Source organism: Mesomycoplasma ovipneumoniae SC01, from assembly GCF_000218525.1.
In the GTDB taxonomy this organism is placed as follows: domain Bacteria; phylum Bacillota_I; class Bacilli_A; order Mycoplasmatales; family Metamycoplasmataceae; genus Mesomycoplasma; species Mesomycoplasma ovipneumoniae_A.
On the sequence record NZ_AFHO01000032.1, the window covers coordinates 1 to 6,876 of the forward strand.

Sequence of the window (6,876 nt, forward strand, 5' to 3'; positions counted from 1 at the left end):
TGGGAGGAACTGTTTCATTGTCTCGCATAGGAAATTCTTTGGATAATAGGGAGGCTGAATACTGATTTTCAATTATAAAAAGTGAATGCTTAAACGAGTTAAACTACAGTAAAATAACTTTTGAAGATCTGAAAAAAATAATTGAAGATTATATATTTTGATATAACAACTATAGAATTCAATCGATTTTAAATTGAAAAACACCACAGCAATATGCTATGATGTTATAATAATATTAAACTGTTAATTTTTTTGTCCTAGTTTAAACCGGACACTTTTTAAAGATTATCTATCAAACTGGAAACTCGGGTCTAACCTTGATTTATTCAGTTAAGGATTTTTTCCTTAGTTAAATTTTGACTATTTAAAATTTCTTCAACTTTCTTAATTTCAATAAATGCAAGCCCTATTTTTTGTATATAATTAATCTGGTCAGTATTTTTTACAGCTAACCCAATAATAAATCTAACTGGTTGATTATCTCAATATAGCGTATTTTTTAAGTGAATAATTTCGATACAATTTTTAAAAATTAAATCATTACTTTCATAATTTCCGTGCGCTAGGGCAAGATAGTTCCCAAGAGCAACTGATGATTCTAAATCACGTTTTTCCATTGATTGTAAATATTGATATTTACAGCAATTTTTTGCTTGGAAAATTTCAATTAATTTTGTAAATGCTTCTTTTTTTGACTCAATAGTTTGATTTAATTGGATATTTTCTATTTTTAAATCCATTTCTTTCATCCTTTTATATTATCATAAAATTTAAGAACTGTTTTGATTTCAAAATCTTCTAAATTTGTTTGTGTTTTTAAAAAATTTTCGGCATTTTTTGCAAGATTTTCTTGCATTTTTATTGCTTGGATATCCTGTTTTGAGTCATAATTTAAAATATTTGCAAAAGTTTTATAAATTATCTCTAATTCTTCTGGTTCTAATTTTGCATTTTTGGCATATTTCAATAGCAAATTAAATCTTTCATTTTTTCCTATTTTAGTGATTGGATTCCGAGCAACGCGTATAATTGAGTCTTGCAAAATTGGATTTTCAAATCTTTTAATCGTTTTTTCAAAATATACCTCAAGTTCGTTCTGCTTAATTAAGGTATTTTGGAATGAAAGCACTTTAATTAAAACAATTTTTAGTTGACTAATGTATTTTTGAATTACTGGCGAATTTAAAGCTTCATGAATGTAATTATATTTTAAAATATATGCCAAATACGCAATTCCCGAGTGCAAAGTGTTTACAAAAAATAATTTTCGCAAAATAAAATAGTCTAAATTTTCCAGATATTTTACTCCTTTTAGTTTAATTTTTTGGTTTTCTTCCTTTAGAATAATTTCTGAGTAGGTTTCGGTATAAACATTTAAATCTGTCGAAGTTGGGGCGATTTGATCAATTGTTGTGTCAACAAATTGCCAAAATTTACAGTTTTCAAGACCTTTTTTAAAGTTATTGCTAACTCGAAATCCGTTTTCAAAACAGATAATTTGTTTGTTTTTTCGCTCAATTTTTGCTAATTTTGCAAAAATTGACCTCAAATGAATTAAATTTTCGGATCCAACAGAAGTTGAAATCAGATCGGCGTCTTTTAAATGATTTAATAATTTTTTTTCATCACTTAGATTAATTGCGAAATAATTTCTGACTTTGTATTTTTGACCATTTTCAAAGTTAATAACATAATAAAATCCTCTTTGATTTAACTCGTTAATTAATTTATTATTAACATCAACGAAAATAATTTCAAATTTATTTTCTTGATATAATTTTGCAATTAATCCGCGACCAATATTTCCGGCTCCAAAATGAACAACTTTCATTAGAGATCTTCCTTATTTTCTTGGTTATTTTTAAGTTGTGCGGCTATATTTTCGTAAGCTTTTTTATCTAAAAATTGACTTAAAGAAATAATTGTAGCCCTTGAATTTTTGGATCTAACACGATCTTCTAAACTTTCAATTGTGATAATAAGTTCTTCTTGGCCAGTTAAATCGGCAATGGCTAAATTATAAACTTCAATGTCAACAATATTATTATCTTTTAAAACCTTCCTTAAAATTGAAGCAGCCATTACAGAAGAACCCATACCCGCATCACAAGCAAAAACAATCTTTTTTGAATTTAATTCTTGAGTATTCTTTATTTTTGATTTTTCACTTTCAATCATTTTTTTTGCGTTGTTAATGTCTAAATTTTCGTTTTTTAGTTTTTTCTTATTTAGTAACTTTACTAAAAAATTGATAGTCCAGGCGCTTATCAAAGTCACTATAGCAGATCCAAAAATCGCAATTGTAATACCAACTAATGAATTTGTCGATTTTTCTACCTGGATATACTGAGCAATAATTGAACCTGGTGAGACAGGAGCAACTGCGCCAACATTAAAAATTTGTAACATTGAATTTCCAAAAATACCGCCAGCATTTAGTGATAAAATTAAGACTGGTTTTAAAATAGCAAAAGGAAAATAAACCTCGTGAATCCCACCTAAAAAATGGATTGGAATTGAGGAAGCAGTTTGACCTTTGATATTTTTTTCTTTTGAAAAAATTAGATAGAATAATAAAAGTCCTAATCCTGGTCCAGGATTTGATTCTAATAAAAATAAAATTGACTTGCCAGTTTCAGTTACTTGGATTGTTCCTAAAGTTGTAAAAACACCATGATTTATTGCATTATTTAGAAAAAGTATTTTTGCAGGTTCAACAATTAGTGCAATTAAAGGATATAACTTTCACTCTCCCATTTTTTGGGTCAAAAATCCGAGCGATTTAATAAAATAACCAATAAAATAAATTGATAAATAATAAGTGGGGAATAAAAGCACAAATCCGAGAATTCCAAGATAGAAATTATTTGCTAACATTTGATACCCACTTGGAATTTTATTAATTCAAAATTTTTCTGTGTGTTTCAAAATAAGCGCTGAAATTGGGCCAAATAACATAACTGCAACTAGCATTGGCGCTGTACCGCCAGTAATTTTTATAAAAATTTCTGACTGACCAGCAGCAACCGCAGCAATTGCTACAACCCCAGCAATTGCACCACCGCGAATTTTATAAATTTTATAACCACCAAGAAAACAAATTAAAATTGGAATTATATAAGTAATTCCAACACCTACCATGGCTGCAAGATCTTTATTGGGTGTTCAGCCTGTGGGAATAAAAAAAGATGTAAGTAGACCTCAGGCAATAAAAATGCCGATAATTGGCATTATCATTTGTCCTAAAAGTCCGCCAAATGACTGAATTTTAGTTTTAATAATTTTGACTAAATTAGCCATAAAATCTCCTTAATATTTAGAGTATATGTCAATTTGATTAATAATTTGATTAACCTTCAAAAAGGGAATATTTAATATTCTCCAAAATTAGTCGGTATTTTCTATACCAAACCTAATTTTAAAATTAGCCTGCTAATTTTTCAATACTTTAAAATTAAGTTTACAAATTAAAACAAAAATTACTGTTGCTTTTAAATATAAAAAACTCCTGACTTTCCCCGCTTATGGCAAAAATTCACTTTTTAGCGAATATAAATACGCAAAAATACCGGTAAATCCGTGTTTTTTGACGCTAAAACCTTAATTTTTATAGTTTTGAAATTAACCTTTTACAAAAAAAAAAAAAAAAATGTTTGGTTTAAAATAAAGTTGTGTTATAATTAACATCAATTAAGAATAATTAATAAATTTTGATATTGAATTAAGGGGGAATTAGTTATGTTTTTTGTCTAAAAAAATCAGACAGCGCGAATTTTCCATTATATTTTTAAATATGATGGAATGTCATAAATTTAACCGTTTAGAAATCTATAAATTTAGGGCTTTTGGTTATTGTTCTTTCAAAACTTCACATATTTTTTTAGGCTCAATTTAAATAAAAACGAGTTTTCTTTTTGCATTGAGTTTAAATAGTAGTTGTATTTTTTTATGATTTCTATTATTTTATCCATAAATTGATTTTTGCCTGTGTTTTAACTAAAAAAGGTCGTTTAAATATTTCATATTTTTTGCTAAATTCGATAGTAGTGTAAAAATATCTAACATTTTGCTCTACACTAAAAATCTATATTAATGGTATAAAAAATTCTACAAAAACTATCAAAAAACGTATACTAGCAAAATTTGTAATCAAAATTCCTTTTTTAAAAAGTCTTTGAATACAAATTTTATAGGTTATTGCTTTACGCGTTAATACTATTTTATGTTACTATAATAAATTGTTATATTGTATAATTTTATAAAATGGATAGTAATTTGATGAATGATTTATTGTGGTTTTCTAAGCAAAATCATAATTTTATTGATAAGGAAATTGCTAAATTTTTGATTTCAAATATCACCAAAATTATGACTTTAAAATTAAGTATAATTGCTGAAAATGCTAATTGCTCAACAGCTTCTGTGATAAAGTTTTGTAAAAAGTTGGGTTTTAAAGGTCTAAAAGATTTATTACCAGCGCTTGATCGTAATTATTCTTATATGCAAATTCAAAAAAACCGTTTTTCAAACAACAAAATTGCCAACAAAAATACAGCAGTTAGCCTATATCATTCTCTTATTAGCAAAAATCTCGATAATCTTTATAAGATAAACCATGATTCTATTATAAATTTTGTTGCTTTACTAAAGAAGGTGCGGCATATTATGTTTTTTGGCAAAGGATCAAATTTAGAAATAATTCAGATTTTTGCTAATTATTTATCAAAATTACAATATTATGTTGATTATCATTATGACTTTGAAGTTCAGGAGAAGTGAGTAGAAAAATCTGCTGATTCTAGTGTTTGCATTTTTTTTAGTTTTTCTGGTATGCATTTAGAGATAGATCGATTGGTCCAAAAAATGAAATCTAAAAACTGTAATATTATTTCCTTTACTTCAAATTATGAAAGTAATTTATTCAAGCAATCCTCAATTAGCTTCCTAACTTTCAAAAACGAGGACGTTCTTGAAAAGCATACTTCAGCCCGCATTGCTTTTATTTATTTAATAATGCAAATTATTAATTTACTTAAAAATTAGTCAATATTTTACTATACCAAACTTCTATAAAACTTAAATAGCAGAAAAAACTCAGACAACTAGTTTTTATTTATTCTTTAGTTTTATAATAATGAAAATCAACACAGTTCACAAATTTTATTAGACTTCAAAAATTTTTCACTAAAAAAGTTTTTTGTGCTATAATTATCATGAATAAGAAAAAATCATTAATGAATTTTTAATTTTAGTTCTTTCAAAACTTAACCCTTTGCTAATCATTTATTCTTAGGAGCCCTTCTTTTGAACTTTTTTTGCGTTAATTTAGAAGTTTAAAAATTTAAATCTAAATTAATAATAATCCTTTTTTGTTGTATAATTATAGTGTTAAATCTTATTTTACCTTGGATCAGTACTCAAGAGGCTTAAGAGGATATGTTGGAAACGTATTAGGGGTTCAAAAAAACCCGCGCAGGTTCAAATCCTGTCTGATCCGCCATATAAGCTCTCGTGGTGAAATTGGTATACACGTTAGATTGAGGTTCTAATCCGGAAACGGGTGCAAGTTCAAGTCTTGTCGAGAGCACCATATATTAATTTAAATTTAAAAAACCACTTTTTTAAGTGGTTTTTTAAATTTAAATAGATTTTTTACTTACTATTTTCTAAAAATTTCAAATTAACTATCAATAATCACTAGACGGTCTATAAGTTCGCTAATGAGTCCTTGAGTTAGATCGATTAATGAAATAATAGCGCCAGCATTTGAAAGTACGCTTGAAGCTAAAAGCGCCGGTCTAACAGTTGTTTGTGCTTTTCTAACACTATTTGCTAGCGTCAAAACTCCTCGAAGTCATTTGTTAACGCTTCCTGCAATACCGATTGCATTTGCCTGACTTGCCATTTGCCCTTTGATTTTATCTCTAATATCAAAGGGAGCTTTTTGTAGTTGATCATAAAGTTCTTTGTATTTTGCTGAAAGATAGCTAAGCATTGACCCTGCTGCACCTGCAGAAACAGCTGCTACAAAATTAAGAGCAAAACCGTAAGCCACAGCAAGTCCGAAATTTATTGCTGCAAATGAAGCAGTTTTAACGTGCGATCTCCAAACTCCAGCTGAATATCTATTATATGATTCATCGTTTTGTGGAATTCCTGATGTTGGAACTCTACGAAAACTTATTTGTCTAGGATCTCAAGGGAATGGAACATTGCCCATTGCTCTTCGAAATTGTGGTTTGTATTTGTATTCAAATGATACTGATGGCATTTTCACTTTATGTTGATATTGTTTTTTTAATTTGTCAAAATTAATACCTTTTTTAGCTAAAGTGTCTTTTGCAAGTTTTTCAAGATCTGCCCTCGGATTTGCTTTCACTTTATTAATAAAATTATTGAAATCTTTTTTAAATCTACCTAGATTACGAATTTTTCGAGCTTCTTGTTCAACATCTTGAACATTTAAAAAATTCACGGTAGAATTTTGTTCTAATTGGCTAATAACGTTATTAGCTTCTGAATCTAAAAAATTGTTAAATTCTTCATTATAACTCAGACTTGTTGAATCTTTTTGAAGCCAATTTTTCTGGGAAATAACTGAAATTACCGGAACACTAATTAATAAACTAGCAAAAATTAAATTGGTTCATGGTCTTAAACCAAAAATTTTTTTAATTTTTTTGTTATTTATTTTCATAAATCACCTCGTTTGTTTGAGTAAAAAAATTTACTATATACTCTTATTATATAGTAAATTCCCAAATTAAAAATATAAATGCAACACATACGTATTTTTAAAATCGCCGTTTGGCGATTTTTTTTAAATGTTAAATCACCATGTTATCATTAAAAACCTCTAAAGCGGATTTTCAATTA

At 27.5% G+C, this 6,876-nt stretch carries 6 protein-coding genes and 2 tRNA genes; 4 read left to right on the plus strand and 4 right to left on the minus strand.

What is annotated here, in order from left to right:
• A partial coding sequence (locus MOSC01_RS04380; RefSeq protein WP_010321497.1) for an IS3 family transposase occupies positions 1-230 on the plus strand: 230 nt, incomplete at its 5' end.
• Between the two features lie 81 nt (positions 231-311).
• Here the strand turns inward: MOSC01_RS04380 and MOSC01_RS0103975 are convergent.
• From MOSC01_RS0103975 to MOSC01_RS0103985, 3 genes are read right to left on the minus strand one after another with little or no spacing between them, the layout of a single operon-like run.
• Entirely contained in the window at positions 312-740 is a 429-nt protein-coding gene (locus MOSC01_RS0103975; RefSeq protein WP_010321498.1) for a PTS sugar transporter subunit IIA, read from the minus strand.
• Positions 731-1,831: a mannitol-1-phosphate 5-dehydrogenase gene (locus MOSC01_RS0103980; protein ID WP_010321499.1), complete on the minus strand. Its 1,101-nt coding sequence runs from the start codon at positions 1,829-1,831 to the stop codon at positions 731-733. The genes MOSC01_RS0103975 and MOSC01_RS0103980 overlap by 10 nt, the downstream gene beginning before the upstream one ends.
• Positions 1,831-3,300 carry a PTS mannitol transporter subunit IICB gene (locus MOSC01_RS0103985; RefSeq protein WP_010321500.1) on the minus strand — a complete coding sequence of 490 codons (1,470 nt, stop codon included), beginning with the start codon at positions 3,298-3,300 and terminating at the stop codon, positions 1,831-1,833. The genes MOSC01_RS0103980 and MOSC01_RS0103985 overlap by 1 nt, the downstream gene beginning before the upstream one ends.
• Positions 3,301-4,278: 978 nt before the next feature.
• On the opposite strand from MOSC01_RS0103985, the gene MOSC01_RS0103990 reads away from it, so the two are divergent.
• The 3 genes from MOSC01_RS0103990 to MOSC01_RS0104000 all read left to right on the plus strand — a co-directional run bounded on the left by MOSC01_RS0103990 (position 4,279) and on the right by MOSC01_RS0104000 (position 5,590).
• Complete coding sequence (locus MOSC01_RS0103990; protein ID WP_010321501.1) at positions 4,279-5,043, plus strand: MurR/RpiR family transcriptional regulator; 765 nt, start codon at positions 4,279-4,281, stop codon at positions 5,041-5,043.
• 364 nt (positions 5,044-5,407) lie between these two features.
• Positions 5,408-5,500 (plus strand) — tRNA-Ser (locus MOSC01_RS0103995).
• 5 nt (positions 5,501-5,505) lie between these two features.
• Positions 5,506-5,590, plus strand: a tRNA-Leu gene (locus MOSC01_RS0104000).
• A gap of 90 nt (positions 5,591-5,680) precedes the next feature.
• On the opposite strand, the gene MOSC01_RS0104005 is transcribed toward MOSC01_RS0104000, so the two are convergent.
• The gene (locus MOSC01_RS0104005; RefSeq protein ID WP_010321502.1) at positions 5,681-6,697 is read right to left on the minus strand and encodes a hypothetical protein; all 1,017 of its coding nucleotides are present in this window, start codon (positions 6,695-6,697) and stop codon (positions 5,681-5,683) included.
• Between the last annotated feature and the right edge of the window lie 179 nt (positions 6,698-6,876).